The sequence below is a fragment of the Sagittula salina genome (assembly GCF_017813235.1).
Classification (GTDB): domain Bacteria; phylum Pseudomonadota; class Alphaproteobacteria; order Rhodobacterales; family Rhodobacteraceae; genus Sagittula; species Sagittula salina.
The window spans coordinates 297,156-312,428 of the sequence record NZ_JAGISH010000003.1; the positions used below are offsets into that span (position 1 = coordinate 297,156).

At 65.4% G+C, this 15,273-nt stretch carries 23 protein-coding genes; 12 read left to right on the forward strand and 11 right to left on the reverse strand.

Annotated elements, in window-relative coordinates:
* Positions 1 to 86: 86 nt before the first annotated feature.
* The 7 genes from J5474_RS07630 to J5474_RS07660 form a co-directional block, all read right to left on the reverse strand.
* Positions 87 to 476 (reverse strand): hypothetical protein, encoded by a 390-nt coding sequence (locus tag J5474_RS07630; protein ID WP_209360213.1) that lies wholly within the window; start codon positions 474 to 476, stop codon positions 87 to 89.
* Between the two features lie 111 nt (positions 477 to 587).
* On the reverse strand, positions 588 to 1,397 hold the full coding sequence (locus J5474_RS07635) for a division plane positioning ATPase MipZ (RefSeq protein WP_209360214.1): 810 nt from the start codon (positions 1,395 to 1,397) through the stop codon (positions 588 to 590).
* Between the two features lie 213 nt (positions 1,398 to 1,610).
* The gene (locus J5474_RS07640; RefSeq protein ID WP_209360215.1) at positions 1,611 to 2,168 is read right to left on the reverse strand and encodes a F0F1 ATP synthase subunit B; all 558 of its coding nucleotides are present in this window, start codon (positions 2,166 to 2,168) and stop codon (positions 1,611 to 1,613) included.
* 4 nt (positions 2,169 to 2,172) lie between these two features.
* A complete protein-coding gene (locus tag J5474_RS07645) occupies positions 2,173 to 2,724 on the reverse strand; it encodes a F0F1 ATP synthase subunit B' (RefSeq protein WP_209360216.1) in 552 nt (183 codons plus the stop codon).
* An 88-nt stretch (positions 2,725 to 2,812) separates the two neighbouring features.
* A complete protein-coding gene (locus J5474_RS07650; RefSeq protein ID WP_043140840.1) occupies positions 2,813 to 3,034 on the reverse strand; it encodes a F0F1 ATP synthase subunit C in 222 nt (73 codons plus the stop codon).
* A gap of 73 nt (positions 3,035 to 3,107) precedes the next feature.
* Positions 3,108 to 3,878 carry a F0F1 ATP synthase subunit A gene (locus tag J5474_RS07655; protein ID WP_209360217.1) on the reverse strand — a complete coding sequence of 257 codons (771 nt, stop codon included), beginning with the start codon at positions 3,876 to 3,878 and terminating at the stop codon, positions 3,108 to 3,110.
* Complete coding sequence (locus J5474_RS07660) at positions 3,868 to 4,245, reverse strand: AtpZ/AtpI family protein (protein WP_209360218.1); 378 nt, start codon at positions 4,243 to 4,245, stop codon at positions 3,868 to 3,870. Before J5474_RS07660 ends, J5474_RS07655 begins: the two co-directional genes overlap by 11 nt.
* A 278-nt stretch (positions 4,246 to 4,523) precedes the next feature.
* Here J5474_RS07660 and J5474_RS07665 point away from each other — a divergent pair, with 278 nt between their 5' ends.
* A complete protein-coding gene (locus tag J5474_RS07665) occupies positions 4,524 to 4,868 on the forward strand; it encodes an ArsR/SmtB family transcription factor (RefSeq protein WP_209360219.1) in 345 nt (114 codons plus the stop codon).
* A 101-nt stretch (positions 4,869 to 4,969) separates the two neighbouring features.
* On the opposite strand, the gene J5474_RS07670 is transcribed toward J5474_RS07665, so the two are convergent.
* Together J5474_RS07670 and J5474_RS07675 are read right to left on the reverse strand one after the other, a co-directional pair.
* Positions 4,970 to 5,860: a DMT family transporter gene (locus J5474_RS07670; protein WP_209360220.1), complete on the reverse strand. Its 891-nt coding sequence runs from the start codon at positions 5,858 to 5,860 to the stop codon at positions 4,970 to 4,972.
* Positions 5,857 to 6,738: a LysR family transcriptional regulator gene (locus J5474_RS07675; RefSeq protein ID WP_209360221.1), complete on the reverse strand. Its 882-nt coding sequence runs from the start codon at positions 6,736 to 6,738 to the stop codon at positions 5,857 to 5,859. The genes J5474_RS07670 and J5474_RS07675 overlap by 4 nt, the downstream gene beginning before the upstream one ends.
* Before the next feature lie 141 nt (positions 6,739 to 6,879).
* Between J5474_RS07675 and J5474_RS07680 the strand changes: the two genes are divergently transcribed.
* The gene (locus tag J5474_RS07680) at positions 6,880 to 7,461 is read left to right on the forward strand and encodes an FMN-dependent NADH-azoreductase (RefSeq protein WP_209360222.1); all 582 of its coding nucleotides are present in this window, start codon (positions 6,880 to 6,882) and stop codon (positions 7,459 to 7,461) included.
* Between the two features lie 36 nt (positions 7,462 to 7,497).
* On the opposite strand, the gene J5474_RS07685 is transcribed toward J5474_RS07680, so the two are convergent.
* Together J5474_RS07685 and J5474_RS07690 are read right to left on the reverse strand one after the other, a co-directional pair.
* A complete protein-coding gene (locus J5474_RS07685; RefSeq protein WP_209360223.1) occupies positions 7,498 to 7,941 on the reverse strand; it encodes a hypothetical protein in 444 nt (147 codons plus the stop codon).
* A gap of 171 nt (positions 7,942 to 8,112) precedes the next feature.
* Positions 8,113 to 8,565, reverse strand: a complete 453-nt coding sequence (locus J5474_RS07690) for a hypothetical protein (RefSeq protein ID WP_209360224.1) — start codon at positions 8,563 to 8,565, stop codon at positions 8,113 to 8,115.
* 526 nt (positions 8,566 to 9,091) lie between these two features.
* On the opposite strand from J5474_RS07690, the gene ffh reads away from it, so the two are divergent.
* The 10 genes from ffh (at position 9,092) to rimM (ending at position 15,151) form a co-directional block, all read left to right on the forward strand.
* Entirely contained in the window at positions 9,092 to 10,600 is a 1,509-nt protein-coding gene (gene ffh / locus J5474_RS07695) for a signal recognition particle protein (RefSeq protein ID WP_209360225.1), read from the forward strand.
* A 142-nt stretch (positions 10,601 to 10,742) separates the two neighbouring features.
* Positions 10,743 to 11,273 carry a GNAT family N-acetyltransferase gene (locus J5474_RS07700; protein WP_209360226.1) on the forward strand — a complete coding sequence of 177 codons (531 nt, stop codon included), beginning with the start codon at positions 10,743 to 10,745 and terminating at the stop codon, positions 11,271 to 11,273.
* The gene (locus J5474_RS07705; protein ID WP_209360227.1) at positions 11,270 to 11,833 is read left to right on the forward strand and encodes a GNAT family N-acetyltransferase; all 564 of its coding nucleotides are present in this window, start codon (positions 11,270 to 11,272) and stop codon (positions 11,831 to 11,833) included. The genes J5474_RS07700 and J5474_RS07705 overlap by 4 nt, the downstream gene beginning before the upstream one ends.
* A complete protein-coding gene (locus J5474_RS07710) occupies positions 11,830 to 12,339 on the forward strand; it encodes a GNAT family N-acetyltransferase (protein WP_209360228.1) in 510 nt (169 codons plus the stop codon). Before J5474_RS07705 ends, J5474_RS07710 begins: the two co-directional genes overlap by 4 nt.
* Positions 12,336 to 12,986 carry a GNAT family N-acetyltransferase gene (locus J5474_RS07715; RefSeq protein WP_245216317.1) on the forward strand — a complete coding sequence of 217 codons (651 nt, stop codon included), beginning with the start codon at positions 12,336 to 12,338 and terminating at the stop codon, positions 12,984 to 12,986. Before J5474_RS07710 ends, J5474_RS07715 begins: the two co-directional genes overlap by 4 nt.
* Positions 12,983 to 13,585 (forward strand): GNAT family N-acetyltransferase, encoded by a 603-nt coding sequence (locus J5474_RS07720; RefSeq protein WP_209360229.1) that lies wholly within the window; start codon positions 12,983 to 12,985, stop codon positions 13,583 to 13,585. Before J5474_RS07715 ends, J5474_RS07720 begins: the two co-directional genes overlap by 4 nt.
* Positions 13,578 to 13,889 carry a chorismate mutase gene (locus J5474_RS07725; protein WP_209360230.1) on the forward strand — a complete coding sequence of 104 codons (312 nt, stop codon included), beginning with the start codon at positions 13,578 to 13,580 and terminating at the stop codon, positions 13,887 to 13,889. Before J5474_RS07720 ends, J5474_RS07725 begins: the two co-directional genes overlap by 8 nt.
* A gap of 43 nt (positions 13,890 to 13,932) precedes the next feature.
* On the forward strand, positions 13,933 to 14,292 hold the full coding sequence (rpsP, locus tag J5474_RS07730; RefSeq protein WP_209360231.1) for a 30S ribosomal protein S16: 360 nt from the start codon (positions 13,933 to 13,935) through the stop codon (positions 14,290 to 14,292).
* Between the two features lie 206 nt (positions 14,293 to 14,498).
* Complete coding sequence (locus J5474_RS07735; protein WP_209360232.1) at positions 14,499 to 14,636, forward strand: hypothetical protein; 138 nt, start codon at positions 14,499 to 14,501, stop codon at positions 14,634 to 14,636.
* An 11-nt stretch (positions 14,637 to 14,647) separates the two neighbouring features.
* Positions 14,648 to 15,151 carry a ribosome maturation factor RimM gene (gene rimM / locus J5474_RS07740; RefSeq protein WP_209360363.1) on the forward strand — a complete coding sequence of 168 codons (504 nt, stop codon included), beginning with the start codon at positions 14,648 to 14,650 and terminating at the stop codon, positions 15,149 to 15,151.
* Positions 15,152 to 15,273: the final 122 nt, after the last annotated feature.

Consider the following 15,273-nt stretch of genomic DNA (forward strand, 5'->3'; position numbering starts at 1 on the left):
GGGAAACATGCCGTGTCCGGGTCGGGGAAGTCAATCAGGCGCAGGGCGCATATGGCGGAACCCCGCGCGTTCTCCACAAGATATGGTCAACGCCTGCTGCATTCCAGGTCAATTGCACCGTGTCCGGCGTCGTACACCTCACAAAACAGCGTATGCGGGCGTTTCGGCATCCCGGGGGCGCTGCGGCCCGCGCAGGCCAGACCAACCCACATCATCGCGGGATCGCCCATGATCCACAACGCACGGCAGCCGGTTTCCTTCTGTGCGGCGATGCCGGCCTTGCGTGCCACCTCTGGAAACCGGGGCAGGACTTCGGAAGAGGTGCGAATGGCCTCCACCACATCGCCCCGACGCCGCAGGGTGAAGCGGGTTCCCTCGACCTCACGCATCACCTTTGGTGCGCCGGAGAAACCCGGCCCCGCCATGTCGCAGGCAGCGAGGACAAGGAACAGGGCAAGGAGCGGAACCAGTCGCATGGCCCCAGTGTCGACCACCGTGGTTAGCGCAAGGTTAACCCTCCAGGCCGAAATGCTATCCGCCAACCCGGTTCGCGAGTGGGTTCGGGAAGCCAGGTCACGGGCCAACCGTCAGAAGGTGACGGTGACGCCCGGCAGCTTCAGCGCCTTGATCAGTTCGCGCAGTTCCTGCCGCGCCGCAACGTTGGAAATGTTGAGCTGTTTCACGCCCACGTCCTTCAGGTCGAGCAATGTCAACCCGCGCGGGAACAGTTCGCGAAAGACCACCCGCTCCGAAAAGCCCGGCGCCACGCGAAAGCCGATCCGCTTGGACAGACGCTCCAGCGCCTTTTCGATCTTCATCTTGTTGACCATCTGCTGCGCGCCCAGCCGGTTGCGCAGAACCACCCAGTCGATCGGCGGCAGCCCGGCCTGGGCCCGCACCTGCCGCGCCGACCAGACCATTTCGGAATAGACCGACGGCCCGGTGATCTTGTCCCCCTCGGCGTCTATGTGCGCCAGCAGGTCGAAGTCGATAAAACTGTCGTTCAGTGGCGTCACCAGCGTGTCGGCCAGAGAATGCGCCACCTGGGCCAGACGCGTATGCGAGCCGGGGCAGTCGATAATGATGAAATCGCTGTCATCCTCCAGGCCGGCGACGGCCTCCTGCAGGCGGCGGTCGCTGGCGTTCTCGCCGGGGCCCAGTGTCCCCGCGCCCAGTTCCGGCAGAACGGTGTGCAGCGGCGACGGCAGGTCGAGCTCCGCCTTCGACAGATAGGCGTAACGGTTATCGAGGTACCGCCCGAGGCTCCGCTGACGCAGGTCGAGGTCAAGCGTCTGGACACGGTGGCCCAGACGGGCCAGCGCGGTGGCCAGATGCATGGAGACGGTGGACTTCCCCGCGCCCCCCTTCTCGTTGCCGATGACGATGATGTGCGCCATGCCCGATGTCCCTCAGATATACCACGTGTTGCCCGTGATGCCTTGGCGCGCACGGTATCTTGTGGCCGGAGCGAAGAAAAGCCGAATGGTCAAACAAGGTTTCCGCTTGTGTCTCCCACGCCTCGGCACGGGCGGCCGGGGCGAACCCGGCCGCAAAGACGGAAAAACCCGACCGATGGGCGGCCGGGTCAATCCTCGTTACCCTCGCAGGGGTCAGTGCAGCTTGGCACCCACTTCCGCAATGGAGGCGTCGATCATCTGGCCGGCCTTCGCCGCGTCCATCTGCTCGGCAACCACCTGCCGCGCGGCGGCGATCGCCACGGTGGCGGCACGGTCGCGCACCTCCTTGACGGCCTTTGCCTCGGCCGAGGCAATCTGGCCCTCGGCACTGGCAAGACGGCGCGCGATGGAAGCCTGTATGTCGGTCTTCGCCGCTTCGGCGGCCAGTTCGGCCTCCTGACGGGCATGGGCGACGATGCGGTCGGCCTGATCCTGCACGTCCCGCTGCTTGCGCTCGTAGGAGGCCAGCAGGGTCTGCGCTTCTTCGCGGATGCGCCGGGCTTCGTCCAGCTCGGCCTGGATGCCTTCGGCCCGCTTGTCCAGCAGATTGCCCAGCATGCCGGGCACCTTGAAGTACACCAACACCGCGAGGAACAGCAGGAAGCCCAGCAACACGATGAAGTTCGTGTTGTGCAGGCTGAAGAACGGACCGGTCGCGGCGTGGGCCGGTGCGGCGGCCAGCATGGCGGCGGGGAGAATGAAGTGTTTCATGATCTTACCCCTTCAGCTGGCTGTCGACGGCCGCGTTGACGCGCGCCTCGTCCGCGGTGACACCGAGTGCGGCCACGATGGCGGCTGCCGTATCTTTGGCCACGACCTCGACATTCGCGAGAGCGCTGTCACGGATTCCCGCGATTGCCTGCTCGGATTCGGCGGCCTTGGCGGCGATCTGAGCGTCGGCCTTGGCCATTTCCACGTCGAGATCGGCCTTGATCACGTCGCGGGTCTTCTGCGCGATGGTCTGCGCCTCGGCACGGGCATCCGCGAGCGCCTTTTCATAGGCGGCCTCGGCATCCTGCGCCTTCGCCTTCAGCTCTTCGGCTGCGGCGATGTCATTCGTGATGGTGCCCTGGCGTTCGGCCAGGACGGACGCGATCCGCGGCAGGGCGACACGCGCCAGGATAAAATAGATCACCACCAGTGTGATGATGAGCCAGAAGACCTGGTTGCCGATCCAGTCGCCGCACAGCTGCGGCATACCCACGGCACTGCCATGCGAATCGACGCAGACGCCCGCGAGCTCTTCCGTGATGGGTTCTGTCGCCATGTCGTTCTCCGTCGGAACTTGTCTCTACATCGGGCGGTCCGGGTCTGGCCCGAACCGCCCGCGCGTAAGGATCGTTACGTTCCGTGGTTCAGACGGCGAACATCAGCAGCAGGGAGACCAGGAACGAGAAGATGCCCAGTGCTTCCGCGAATGCGATGCCGATGAAGAGGGTCGCGGTCTGCGATGCGGCAGCCGACGGGTTGCGCAGTGCGCCTGCCAGGAAGTTGCCGGCCACGTTGCCCACGCCGATTGCGGCTGCGCCGGAACCGATTGCTGCCAGACCTGCGCCGATGAAGTTGAGACCTTCCATGGTGTATCTCCTTACGATTGGAAGTTTCGTATCAGTATGAAGCGGGGTTCGGCGGGCTTTCGGCCCACCGGACTTAGTGGTGCGGATGCAGCGCGTCCTTCAGGTACACGCAGGTCAGGATCGTGAACACGTAGGCCTGGATGAAGGCGACGAGCACTTCGAGACCGTACATGGCCGTGATCGCGATAACCGAGATCGGGCTGATGGCGGCGATGGCGGCGAAGCCTGCAAAGACCTTGATCACCGCGTGGCCCGCCATGACGTTACCGGCAAGACGGATGGAGTGGCTGACCGGGCGCACGAAGTACGAGATCAGTTCGATCACGGCCAGCACGGGGCGCAGCGCCAGCGGCGCGGATGCGACCCAGAACAGCCCCAGGAACGACGCGCCGTTCTTCACGAAACCCAGGATGGTAACGGTGAGGAAGACCGCCAGCGCCAGCACCACGGTCACGGCAAAATGCGACGTGGTGGTAAAGGACATCGGGATCAGCCCGAGAAAGTTGGCGAAGACGATGAACAGGAACAGCGTCATGATGTAGGGGAAATACTTCAGACCGTCCTTGCCCGCCACGTCCTCGACCATCTTGTGCACAAAGCCGTAGGCCAGTTCCGCGATCGACTGCGACCGCGACGGCACGATGGCCCGGCGCGAGGTGCCCAGCACCATCAGCAGCACGACCGACACGATGGCGAGGAACAGCCACAGCGTGACGTTGGTGATCGTGAACATGCCCACGTCGCCATTGCCGAACAGCGGCTTGACGATGAACTGGTCCATCGGGTGGAAAACCAGGGCGCTGCCCTCTGCTGCAGCCTCGGCACCATGCGTTTCAGTGGCCATCTCTGTTCCCCTCATCTGCGCCGCGCGCGGCACTCTTGTCATCCACGGGCGCGTCCGCCCCGTTCATTTCATGCCTCGCCTGCACGTCTTTCGCCGTGCGCAGCATCACGTTGATGCCGGCGGCGATGCCGAGCAGCGCGAAGACGACCATGAGCCACGGCGTGGTGCCCAGCACCATGTCCAGCCCGTAGCCGATGCCGAACCCGATGCCCAGGCCCGCCACCATCTCCGTCACCATGCGCCAGGCGATATTGGCCTGACTGTAGTGTTCTTCCTGGTGCGCCTTCACCTTTCCCGTCGCCTTCTTGTAGGCGGCAAGGCGCTCTTCGAGCTGCTGCATCTGCTGCTTTTCGTCGGGCGCGCTCATGGGCGTTTCGGCTCCACCAGAGTTCGCGGAGGGAATAGGCGGTACGCCCCCCCGAGTCAACGCCCGGTTAACCCCCGCATTTACGCCGTCAGATTATTGATTTATATGGAAAATTTTTAACGCCCGATCGCGCGCACCGGCGTACCGCCCCCCCCGCGCAGGGCAAAGCCCGCCTGAAATGCACATTCAACTGTTGAGTTGAATCTGCTTTCACGCCCCCGCCCCGGTCCCCCCCAAGACCCTGTGCAAGTCCCGCGTTTGCCGCTATCGGGGTTGGCATGACAGACCGCCTCGACGCCACCTTTGCCGCCCTTGCGGACCCCACGCGCCGCCGCATCCTCGCCATGCTGCTGGAGGACGACATGGCCGTGACCGACGTGGCCGACCCCTTCGAGATGTCGCTGGCCGCGATTTCAAAGCATCTCATGGTGCTGACCGCCGCCGGGCTTATCTCTCAGGAAAAACGCGGCCGGGTGAAGTGGTGCAAGCTCGAACCCGACGCGTTGCGCGAGGCCACGGTCTGGATGCAGGGCTTCGGTCTTTTCGAGCCGGTGAACCTCGACGATTTCGAACGGTTTCTGGAAAGCGAGTTCGTCTTCGGTCGCGAGGGCGGAGAGGACTGAAGGAGTATTTCAGAAGCAGAGAAACAGGGGGCGCGCTCGCTGCTTCTTTGCTTTGCAAATACTCCCGCCGGAGGCATCCGCCCTCACCACCGGCGCGCCCGTCAGTGGCCCTCGTCCTTCAACAGCATCAGCAGCGATAGCCCCGTCAGCGCCACGCCGGGCAGCACCATGGCGGCTGGCACGCCCTGCCCCAGTGCCAACTGCCAAAGGATGACAAAACTCGGGACGATGTAAGTATAGGCCATGACCTTGGCCGAGGGCAGGCGCAGGGTCGCGTAGCGGAGAATGAGGAACGTAACCCCCGTCGCTACCAGCGCCGTGTAGACGATCACCCACCAGACGATCGACGGCATCGCCGCCCAGTCCGTCGCCACGATGTCGCCAAAGGCGTAGACCCCGAGGATCACCGCCCCCGCCGTCAGGATCGCCGCGGTAAAGGACAGCGCCGGTTCGCCGCGGTTGAGCTTGCGCAGGAGCGGGGAGTAGAGCGCGTGGGCGATGCATCCCCAGAAATAGATGCGCTCTCCCTCGCCGACCTCGAATTTCATGGCCAGCGCCGGGTCGCCCCGGAAGATCACCCAAAGCGCACCCAACCCGCCGACCACGATGGCCAGCGCCATCCGCGCTGTCGTCACCTGCCGCACCACGAACCAGCCAAAGAGCGCCGTCAGCGCCGGGTTCAGGGTGAAAACCGCCGCCATGCTTACCGGCTCCGCCGTCTTCAGGCCCTCGAACATCGTGACGAAGTAGATCGCGAACAGCCCCGCCAACGCAAAGTAGCGCCATGGCGCGCGCCCCACGCCCACCGCCCCCTGACCGGTTATCAGGACCGCCGCCCACAAAGCGCCCGCCGCCACGGCAAAGCGCACCGCGTTCAAGACCTCCGGTTCGATATGCGGGCCCACCATGGCGCCCAGCGGAAACGACCCCGCCACGATGGAGGCGAAGCCCAGCATGGCAAGATGGCCCTTGCCGGCCTCCGAGAGACTCATCGCGCAGAACCCGTGCCCGCCAGTTCCTTCAGGTGGCTGAGGAAAGCCTGGACCTTTGCCGTGCGGTGCAGGTCCACATGCGTCACCAGCCAGAGCGGCGCGGTCCAGTCGTCGCGCGGCGCCATGACCTGCACGAGGTCCGGGTGCGACGCCGCCTCCCGCGTACCCATGAAGCCCAGACCGGCCCCAGCCATCACCGCCGTTTCCAGCACCCGGCTGTCGGCCGAGCGGAACACCACCCGTTCGAACGGCACATGCGCCCGCAGCCAGCGGTAGTAGGGCGCACGGTTGTCGGGGTCGTCGTGGCCGACGAAATCATGCTCTGTCAGGGCGGCCACATCCTCCGGCATCCCCCGGCGGGCCACATATTCGCGGTGCCCGTAAAGCGCCACGTCCTGCTGCGCGAAGGACTGCACCACATTATCCGGCTCCTGCGGGGCATTGCCCGCGCGCAGGGCCACATGCGCTTCGCCGTATTCCAGCCGGAACACGCGGTCGTCTGTCAGATACCGCACGATCACATCGGGGTATTTCTCGCGGAAGGACTTGAGCGCGGGCACCATCATCGGCGCAAAGGCCAGTAGCGAGGTCACCAGCAGTTCGCCGGACACGTCCGATCCGCGCCCGCGAATCCGCCCCTCCAGCTGTTGCAGCTGCTCGTCTGTGGTCTGCGCCACGCGCAGCAGATCCTGCCCCGCCTCCGTCGCGGTGTAGCCGCGCGCGTGGCGCTGAAACAGCTTCACGCCCAGCCGCCCCTCCAGCGCGTCGATATGGCGGATCACCGTCGCGTGGTGGACGCCCAGCACTTCCGCCGCGCCGCTCACCGTTCCCATGCGCGCCACCTGAAAGGCGGTGCGCACCTCATCCCAATTGTCCATCTCAGGGCCTGTGCATTTACAAACAGTTGCCGTCAATCTGTTCAGATTGCGTTCGCCTCCGCAAGGTCCATGTATCCGGCAGACATTCAGGGTCTCGCCCTGACCACCGGCACATCACTTGACAGACGAAGGACAGACAACATGACCCAGACCCTCTTGCGCATCGACGCCTCCGCGCGGCACGAGAACTCCACCACCCGAGCGCTCGCCGACCGCGTCGCGGCCAAACTTCAGCCGTCGAAGACCCTGACCCGCGACCTGTCAAAGGAAACGATACCGCAGCTTGACGCCGGTTGGCTTCACGCCGCCTTCACCGCCGACGAAAGCCGCACCGAGGAACAGCGCGCCCGCCTGGCCCTGTCGGAAGAACTGATCGACGAAGTGCGTGCCGCCGACACGCTGCTGATCTCCACGCCGATCTACAACTTTGCCGCCCCCGCCAGCCTGAAGGCATGGATGGACATGGTCGCGCGCGCCGGGATCACCTTCCGCTACACCGAAACCGGCCCCGAAGGCCTGCTGACCGGCAAGCGCGCCATTCTCGTGATCGCCTCCGGCGGCACGGAAGTGGACAGCGCTATCGATTTTGCCACGCCGTGGCTGCGGCACATGCTGGGCTTCATCGGGATCACCGACGTGCAGGTGGTCCGCTCCGATTTGCAAAGCCTCGATGCCGATGCCTCGCAGGCGCGGGCCGAGCAGGATCTGGCCAGGGTGGCCTGATCTGCAAACCGGCGCGGCCCTTCGAGGCCGTGCCGCTCAGAAGGCGGTGCGCCCGATCGCGGGCACATGCAGAAGCGCGCGCATGCCGGCGTCCTTCGGGTCCAGGTCCACGTAGGCCAGCGCCTCTTCGGCGTCCCGCGTGACGATCAGCGGATACGGCATCCGCGCCTTTACCGCCCGCTCATACAGCTTGCAGATCCCGAAATTGACTTTCGTCGGCGCATAGATCGCCGTCCGCGCGCGCGGGTCGCGCCCGGTGTGGTAGGGCCGCAACCGTTCCACGATGCGCTGTGTTTCTTCAAAGAACCTGTCCGGGAAACGACACTCCTCCACATCCAGAAGCATGTGGTGACCGCTGTCCGACAGCGGGTCCGCGTGATACGCCAGCAGGCACTCCATGTTCTGATCGACGGTGATGTTGCCTTCGAACCGCACGACAAAGAGGTTGCGATCGGGAAGAATGTCATAGCTGGCAGGCATGTTGGATCGGGCCGCAGTGATTTCCGGAACACGGCCCTTATGCCGCCGCGACACCTGTCTGCGCAACGTTTTTGGCTTCGCACCGGGCCTGATCTCCGGTCAGGCGGGTCTTGCCTCAGGACTGCGCAACCACATCAGTAGGGACCGCCTGCCTTCGCGCCATTCTCGCGTTCAAAGCATGCCTGTCCGCCGCGCTCGCAGCGGTGGCGGCCGCAAAAGCCCCTGCACCCGGTGGTCGGACGGATCGAGATCGACGAACCGCAGAGCATCCTCAGCGTTGCGGAAGTATTTCACCGGATTGGGCGAATTCGGGTTCACCGAGGATTTGAACATGCGCGCCGTTCCGTAGGCCACATCGCCCGGCGCGTAGATCGAGGTATGCGACCGCGGATCGCGGGATTTGAAATGAAACCCCAGCCGGGATTGCAGCATTTTCATGTCGGTAAAGAACGTCTCCGGGAAACGGCAATCCGCGAGGTCCATCAGGATGTGCAGCATCGAATCGTAGTCCGGGCGCGATCGGTACTCGAGGACCGCTTCGATGTTCTCTTCGGCACGCGCCAGGCCGGAAAAAACGCACAGCGCGATGTTCAGGTCCGGGAATGTTGTGAAGTTGACGGGCATGGGACGTGACGGGCCTCGAAAGGATACTCTGCAAAATACCTCGCTTGCTTCAACGCACGACCCGGGCAGATGTTTCACGGGTCGCCAAGAGTCGCACCGCACCTGCGGCCAGCGCAACCCTGCGTAAACCCGTATATCTGGACCACGCTCCACACGACAAGGGGGGCGCTTTCATTCCTTGGGATAGGGTGACATCCGGCACCATGAGGGCCGTAATGGCCGGGGACCTGCCCCCGGCGGCACGGGGTACGTGCCGGGCGTGACCCGGATTGACCCGGATTGACTCTGCCGGGTTGACTCGGGTTGACTTCGGGGCCGGTTTGGGGCATTCCCGGCCCATCTCCGGAAGCAGACTTGTGTCTTCCGGTCCCTTGGGCATGGCCCGGGATCGCCCCCCGTCAGCGCGTTGCGCCCACGGGGGCGTCGCCGCATTTGTCCGCCGGGAACACCGATGAATTGCGATGCCGGTCCGCCCTGCCTACGTATGGTGCGACCAACAGAGACGAAAAAGAAAGGCGTAAAGCCCATGTTCGAAAATCTCTCCGAGCGCCTGGGCGGCGTTTTCGACCGGCTGACCAAGGCGGGCGCCCTGTCCGAGGACGATGTGAAAACCGCGCTGCGCGAGGTCCGCACCGCGCTGCTGGAGGCCGACGTCTCCCTGCCGGTGGCGCGCCAATTCGTGAAGGCGGTAGAGAAAAAGGCCACCGGCGCGGCGGTGACGAAATCGGTGACGCCTGGCCAGCAGGTCGTGAAAATCGTCCACGACGAGCTGATCGCCGTTCTGGCGGGCGACGATCAGGACCCCGGCAAGCTGAAGATCGACAACCCGCCCGCGCCGATCCTGATGGTCGGCCTTCAGGGCGGCGGCAAGACGACAACCACCGCGAAGCTGGCGAAACGCCTGAAGGAGCGCGAGGGCAAGAAGGTCCTGATGGCCTCGCTCGACGTGAACCGGCCGGCGGCGATGGAACAGCTCGCTATCCTCGGCCAGCAGATCGGCGTCGATACCCTCCCCATCGTAAAGGGCGAGGACCCCGTCACCATTGCGAAACGCGCGAAGACCCAGGCCGGCCTTGGCGGCTACGACGTCTACCTGTTGGACACCGCCGGCCGCCTGTCGATCGACGAAGAGCTTATGGCCCAGGTCGAAGCTGTCCGCGACGTTGCCAACCCGCGCGAAACCCTGCTGGTGGTCGACGGCCTGACCGGTCAGGACGCGGTGCACACGGCGGAGAACTTCGACAATCGCGTCGGTATCACCGGCGTCGTGCTGACCCGGATGGACGGCGATGGCCGTGGCGGTGCCGCGCTGTCGATGCGCGCCGTCACCGGCAAGCCGATCAAGTTCGTCGGCCTCGGCGAAAAGATGGAAGCGCTCGAGACCTTCGAACCCGACCGCGTTGCTGGCCGCATCCTCGGCATGGGCGACATCGTGGCGCTGGTCGAAAAGGCGCAGGCCACGCTGGAGGTCGAACAGGCCGAACGCATGATGAAGCGCTTCCAGAAGGGTCAGTTCAACATGAACGACCTTCGGACGCAGCTCGAACAGATGATCAGGATGGGCGGCATGGCGGGCATGATGGACATGCTGCCGGGCATGGGCAAGATGGCCAAGCAGGTCGACAGCGCCGAGCTTGACGACAAGGTTCTGAAACGTCAGATCGCTCTGATCAACTCCATGACCAAGCAGGAGCGCGCCAACCCCGCCGTCCTGCAGGCCTCGCGCAAGAAACGCATCGCGGCGGGCGCGGGCATGGAGGTTTCCGACCTCAACAAGCTGCTGAAGATGCAGCGCCAGATGTCCGACATGATGAAGAAGATGGGCAAGGGCGGCATGCTGAAACAGGCCATGAAGGGCATGTTCGGCAAGGGCGGGATGCCCCCGGCCGGTATGGACCCCTCCCAGATGGACCCGAAGGCGCTGGAAGCGGCGGCCAAACAGATGGGCGGCAAGCTTCCCGGCGGACTGCCCGGCATGGGCGGCGGCATGGGCCTGCCCCCCGGCCTCTCGGGCTTCGGCAAGAAGAAGAAGTAACCCGCCAGAGCGCGCAAACGCCCCGGACCAAGACACCCGCCCCCAGACAAGGACCCCCACCGCGCCACCGGCTCCTGCGCCTTCCGAATACACCCGCCGGAGACCCGATTTTTCACAGAAAAATCACCCGCTGAAAAAACCTATGACCGATCCCGTCCTCCATACCCCCCGCCTGACGCTCAGGCCGCCGCAGGCCTCCGACTGGCCGGTGGTCTCCGGCTTCATGGCGACGTCGGAGCGGCTGGGCTTCATCGGGGGCAGGCAGGAGGACGAGTTCGTCCGCTGGCGCGGCTTCCTCGCCACCGCCGGACACTGGACCTTCAAGGGCTTTGGCTTCTTCACCGTACTCCGTGACGAAACGCCCGTCGGCCGCGTTGGGGTGATCGAACATCCTGCGTGGGAGGAGCCGGAGCTGGGCTGGCACCTTTTCGACGGCCACGAGGGTCAGGGCTACGCCACCGAGGCCGCGCTTGCCGTGCGCGACTGGGCACATACCGCGCTGGGCCTCGGGCCGCTGATCTCCTACATCGACGCGAAAAACGCGCCCTCCCTGCGCGTGGCCGAACGGCTCGGCGCCCGCTTCGAGCGCGAGACCACGCTGCTCGGACATCCCGTCCAGGCATGGCGCCACCCGGTGCCCGACGCCGATGGCAGCCCGGAGGCCTACGCATGACGCCCCTCGTCCCCTTCGCCCCCACGCTCGAAACCGACCGCCTGATCCTGCGCGGCCCGCGCCGCGAGGACGCGCCCGCCGTCATGGCCTTCCTGATGGACGAGGACCGCGCCGCTGGCTTCGGTCATATCGCCGAGCGCGGCGATGCGTGGCGCTGGTTCGCCATGAACGTCGGCCACTGGCACTGGCACGGCTACGGCTATTTCGTCATAGAGGACCGGGAAAGCGGCAAACCCGCCGGCATCTGCGGCGTCTGGAATCCCGAAACCTGGCCCGAACCGGAACTGGGCTGGGTGGTCTTCGACGGCTTCGAAGGCCGTGGCATCGCCTACGAGGCCGCCCTGCGCGCCCGCCGCTGGGCCTACGAGGACTTCGGCCTGACCACGCTGACCTCCAACATCGTGCCCGACAACGCCCGGTCAAAGGCGCTGGCCACCCGCCTCGGCGCGAAATTCGAACGCATGTACCACAACACCAACATGGGCGTGGACGAACTCTGGCGCCATCCCGGCCCGCACGCCGGGCTGAAGGCAGACCAAGCGGGCGAGGCCGCCGAATGAAGGCGCATATCTCCATCGCCACCGACCGCCTCGTGCTGCGCACCCCGGAGGAAGAAGACTTCGAACCCGTCGCCGCCTTCATGGCCTCCGAACGCGCACGCTTTGTCGGCGGGCCGCGCAGCGACCGGTTCGACACGTGGCGGGGTTTCCTGTCGCAGTTCGGGCATTGGGGCCTGCGCGGCTACGGGCTGTTCACCATCACGCTGAAAGGCCAGGCAATCGGCCGCACCGGCCTGCTGAACCACGTCATGTGGGAAGAGCCGGAGCTGACCTGCCACATCTATGACGCAAGGCTCGAAGGTGTGGGCTACGGCACGGAGGCCATGCGCGCCGCCCGTCTCTGGGCGTGGGAAGCGCATGGGCTGAACCGGCTCGCCTCCTTTGTGCACCCCGACAACGGCGCTGCCGAAGGCATGCTGCTGAAACTCGGCGCGCAGCCGGAGCGCGAAACGCAATTGCTCGACCGCCCGGTCAAGCTCTGGCGCCACCCGGAGGCCCGGCCATGACCGATCCCCGATCCGACGCCGCGCCCGCCCCGACGCCCGCCTCCATGACCGGCCCCGCTTCCGCGGCCCGCCCCCAGTTCGCGCCCTGTGAAAAGCACCGCCCCGGCCCCGCCGCCCGCACCGCCGCGCGCATCGGCGGCAAGGTGCCCGTCATCGACACCAGGCGCCTGCAACTGCGCGGTCCGCGCGTCTACGATTTCAAGGCTTACGCCGAGATCTTGACCTCCGACCGGGCGATCTTTGTCGACGGGCCGTTCACCCGCGAAGAGGCCTGGAACGGCTTTGCCCGCGCGGTGGCTTGCTGGATGCTGCACGGCCACGGGCTCTGGACCATCGACGCCGCGACCACGCCGACCGCCGGTTTCGTGGCGCTCGACTTCGACTGGAACGCGGCGGAGCCGGAGCTGAGCATCATCCTGACCGCCGGTGCCGAAGGTCAGGGCATCGCGCTGGAGGCACTGGAGGCCGCGCGCGACCACGCCTTTTCCACATTGAAGTGGGACAGTGTCGTGTCGCATGTCGCCTCTGACAACGACCGCGCCAACCGGCTGATGAAACGGTCGGGCGCACGCCGCGATGCCGCCGCCGAAGCCGCGCGCGGCGACGACCACCTGCACGTCTGGCGCCATTCGCAGGGGGACGCATGACCATCACGCAGATCCCCGTCCTGGAAACGAAGCGGCTCGTGCTGAAGGCGCCCCAGTCGCAGGATTACCCCGATTTCAAGGCGACTTTCGCCTCCTACCGCTCACGCTTCATGGGCGGGCCGCTCAACGCCTATGAAACGTGGATGCTGTATGCCGCCGAGATCGGGCATTGGGAAATCCGAGGCTTCGGCATGTGGATGGTCCACCTGAAGGATACCGGCGAGACCGTCGGCATGGCGGGCGGCTGGTTCCCGGCCAAATGGCCGGAAAAGGAAATCGCCTGGATCATCTGGCCCGACAAGGCCGGCAAGGGTTTCGCGCTGGAGGCCACCGACCGCGTGCGCCGCCACTTCCTGCACGACATGGGCTGGGACACGGCCGTTTCCTATATCGACCCGAAGAACCTCGATTCCATCCGCCTGGCCGAACGCCTGGGCTGCACGAAGGACCACGCCGCCGCCTCCGTCGACGGCTCTGACGCCGTCTACCGCCACCCGACGCTGGACCAGTTGCGCGGCCAGACCGGGCACGGCGTGGCCATGGAGATCGCGCATTACCAGGACCCTCTGTTCAAACCGAAAGGCTTTGCCATTGACTGACGCACCCGATGACGTTACCCGCGCGGCGCAAATCCTGAAGGGTCACCGCGAGTCGATCGACCGGCTCGACGCGATCCTCGTCTATACGCTGGCGGAGCGGTTCAAGCACACGCAGGCCGTGGGCGCCCTGAAGGCGCAGCACGACCTCCCGCCCTCCGACCCCGCGCGAGAGGAGAAACAGATCGCGCGGCTCGAAGCTCTTGCGCTGGAGGCCGACCTCGACCCGGTCTTCGCGCGGAAATTCCTGAATTTCGTCATTCAGGAGGTGATCCGTCACCACAAGCAACACCAGGCCGAAGCGTAACGCCGCCGCCTGTCGTCAACGCCATTCCAAAGGAGATCAAACAATGGCTGTCAAAATTCGTCTCGCCCGCGGCGGTTCCAAGAAGCGCCCGTTCTACCGCATCGTCGCCGCCGATGCGCGCATGCCGCGCGATGGCCGCTTCATCGAGAAGCTGGGCACCTACAACCCGCTGCTGGCCAAGGACAGCGAAGAGCGCGTGAAAATGGACCTCGAGCGCATCCAGTACTGGCTGGGCCAGGGCGCGCAGCCGACCGACCGCGTGTCGCGCTTCCTCGAAGCCGCCGGCGTGATCGAGAAGAAAGAGCGTTCCAACCCCAAGAAGGGCACCCCGGGCAAGAAGGCCCAGGACCGCGCCGAGGAAAAGGCCGCCAAGGCCGCAGCGGCCGCCGAAGCGACCGAGTAATCCTTCGGGACCGGGAGGGGGCAGCCCACCTGCCCCCTGCCTCGAGGCCTCGGGGCCGCACCTGTGCCGTGCGGTCCCGGGGTCTTTTTGTATCCGGGCGCTTTTCCGTCCGGTCTCTCGCCCGCCACCGCGCCTTTCCGCCGAAGCCAAGGGTCCGGTCTGCGGCGCTCTGGCGTCCCGCCACGGGGCGTGGCACAGGCGCACCCATGTTCAGCCTGTTCCGCCTCCCCATCCTTCTGCTGATCGCCTTCGTCATGGGGGTGGCCTATGAGCGTGGACAACAGCAGGTGCTTTGTGAACAATCCGGCGGGCAATGGGTGCGCGCGGGCTACTGCGTGGAGTGAAAGGGATGACCATGGAGGATCAGATCTGCGTCGGCACCATCGGGGGCGCCTTTGGCGTCCACGGCGAGGTGCGGCTGAAAAGCTTTACCGCCGATCCCGAGGCAATCGCAGACTATGCGCCGCTGACTGGCGACAACGGCCAGACCTACGAGGTGCAACTGACCCGAGAGGTCAAGCAGGGCTTCGCCGCGCGGCTGTCAGGCGTGCGCTCGAAGGAGGATGCCGACGCGCTGCGGGGCGTGCGCCTTTATGCGCCGCGCGACCGCCTGCCCTCGCTGCCCGATGACGAATACTATCACAGCGACCTGATCGGAGTTGCCGTTTATGACACCGGCGGGGTCGAGCTGGGCCGCGTGAAGGCAGTGCTGAACCACGGCGCCACCGACCTGCTTGAAATCGTCCGATCGGGCGCGTCGCAGACCGTGCTGCTGCCCTTTACCTTGACCTGCGTGCCTACCGTGGATCTGACCGCGGGGCGCATCGTGGCCGACCCGCCGGAGGGCCTGCTGGACTGAGTCGCCGTCGGACAGCCTGCGCCTCACCAGGTCGTTAATGGCGTCATTGTTCTGGCAACAATGGACAGTTGACAGATCACTATAGCGGGCAGGGGGAAAAATTAACGCCAAATCCGGTTCGA